At 52.7% G+C, this 2,297-nt stretch carries 3 protein-coding genes; all 3 read left to right on the top strand.

What is annotated here, in order from left to right; translation table 11 throughout:
- On the top strand, positions 1-466 hold a 466-nt coding region (locus MVG27_RS03285), incomplete at its 5' end, for an FGGY-family carbohydrate kinase (protein ID WP_297556159.1).
- A 54-nt stretch (positions 467-520) separates the two neighbouring features.
- On the top strand, positions 521-1,216 hold the full coding sequence (locus tag MVG27_RS03280; RefSeq protein WP_297550203.1) for a hypothetical protein: 696 nt from the start codon (positions 521-523) through the stop codon (positions 1,214-1,216).
- Between the two features lie 145 nt (positions 1,217-1,361).
- Positions 1,362-2,297 (top strand): NAD(P)/FAD-dependent oxidoreductase (locus MVG27_RS03275; RefSeq protein WP_297556158.1); only part of this gene is annotated, 936 nt, incomplete at its 3' end.

Raw genomic sequence — 2,297 nt, 5'->3', positions numbered from 1 at the left:
GGCCTTCGTTGGCCTCGGTGCTCCTTACTGGGACCAGTTTGCAAGGGGCCTTATAATAGGCATAACGCGCGGAACCGGCAGGGAGCATTTGGCGAGGGCAACGCTGGAGGCGATAGCCTACCTCACGCGTGATGTTATTGAGGAAATGGAAAAGTTGGTCGGAATAAAGGAGCTCCGCGTTGACGGTGGAGCAACGGCCAACGACTTCCTGATGGCTTTTCAGGCGGACATACTCAACAGGCGTGTCGTGAGACCGGTGGTGAAGGAAACTACAGCCCTTGGAGCAGCCTATCTTGCCGGACTGGCCGTGGACTACTGGGAGAGCCTTGAGGAGATAGAGCGCCTCTGGAAGGTCGAGAAGGTTTTCGAGCCAAAGATGGACGAGGAAACCCGGGAAAAGCTCTACCGCGGCTGGAAGGAGGCCGTGAAGAGGGCGATGGGCTGGGCGAAGGTCGTTGGAGAGTGAGTTACTGTTTCCCCATATTTTTATACTTTCGGGCGTATAACAGTGGGGGAGAGCATGAAGAGGCAAATAGTTCTTTTTAGTGTGTTTGTGATTCTCGTAATACTCGGATATGCCCTGCATGGGGACCAAGGCACACCACTCAACTCGGCAGTCCCCAATGAGAACTCCACGCAGACCCTAGTTGTGGAGAAAACTCCGTCAGTCAGAGAGATACTCATCAGCTTAGGCTCTCATGAATCTTTCTGCTGGATCGTTAATGGAACTTCACTTCAGGTTCATTTCTTCGGGATTCAGGCCAAGTGGGTAAAGGGTTGCGTGAACTACGCCAACGGCTCCGCCGTTTACTGGGTTAAAAAAACAGACGGAAGAAGCTTCCATTACATAGTAAACGCCACTTTAGACGAGCTTGACTGGTCAGTTATTACTCACACGTATTCCCCGGAACTCAACATCATAAACTTCCTGTCGTGGGTTTTAACGAACGGGAACGTGACTGAGGTTAGAAAACTCGGCGATAGCTACGAGTTCCACATCTCCCTCAGGTACGTTGAAGAATCAAACGCGGGAACTATTGAGAATCCCTACCTGATAAGGATTCTCCAAACGTGGAACGTCACCCTGCTGGTAAACGGAGACGGAGAACCCCTTAACGGCCACTTCATGGGAAGGAGCAGGGGGCCTTCGAACGTTTACGGGGCCAACTGGTTCCACGAGGGAAACTTCACGTTCCTCGGCGAGTGGAAGCAATGAACGTTCCTGTCCATTCTCCTCCTGTTCTCCCCTGTTCTCCCTCTCAATGCCCCGAACAGTCCTCTCTACTCTTTTTCACAAAACCAAAGGTTTGAGAAAGCTTTAAAATGTGGAAGGAGTTTTTAAGCTCACCGGAGGGTGGCGTATGAAAACGAAAGTTGCCATAATAGGCGCGGGAATAAGCGGTGCGAGCATAGCGCGCGTTCTGAGCAAGTACGAGAACCTTGAGGTTCACCTAATCGAGAAGGCACCAGACGTTGGCTGGGGCGTAAGCAAGGCAAACACCGCCTTAATTCACGGCGGTTACGACGACGACCCGGAGAAGTATCCTACGAGGGCGAGGCTCTGCATAAGGGGAAACAGGCTCTGGCACCAGTGGGTTAAGGAACTGGAGATTCCCCACATCTGGAACGGGGCTTTGATAGTTGCAACCAAGGAAGAGGACTTCGACGAACTTGAGAGGCTTTTGGAGCGCGGAAGAAAAAACGGCGTCCCCGAGATGAGGATAGTTGACAGGAACGAGCTCTTCCACCTCGAGCCGAACCTCACGAGGGAAGCTATTGGAGCCCTGTGGGTCCCCATAGTCGGTCAGATAGGCCCGATTCCAGCGGTTATAGCCATCGTGGAAAACGCCGTTGCCAACGGAGTAAAGACCCATCTCGAAACGGAAGTGAGGGGCATAAAGGTCGAGAACGGGGAGGTTAAGGGCGTTGAAACAAACAACGGCTTCATCGAGGCCGACATCGTCATAAACGCGGCGGGCCTTTATGCCGATGAGATAGCGAGAATGGCTGGAATAGACTACTTCGAGATTCACCCGAGGAAAGGAGAATACTGGATTTTTGATGACGACGTTCCCGGGCCGAGGAGAGTTCTTTTCCCCACGCCGACGCCGATAAGCAAGGGAATCGTCGTAACCACTGAGATATCTGGACATTTGATGATAGGACCGAACGCCCAGGATTTGCCACCGGAGGAAAAGGACAACCTTGCAACCACAAGGGAAGGACTTGAGCAGGTGTGGGAAGGTGCCAAAAAGCTCTGGCCCCAGCTACCCCCAAGGAGCAAGGTCATCAGAACC

This window comes from Thermococcus sp. (assembly GCF_027011145.1).
Lineage (GTDB): Archaea > Methanobacteriota_B > Thermococci > Thermococcales > Thermococcaceae > Thermococcus.
Note: the sequence above shows the minus strand (reverse complement) of the source record. Positions and strands in the feature narration are given on the sequence as shown.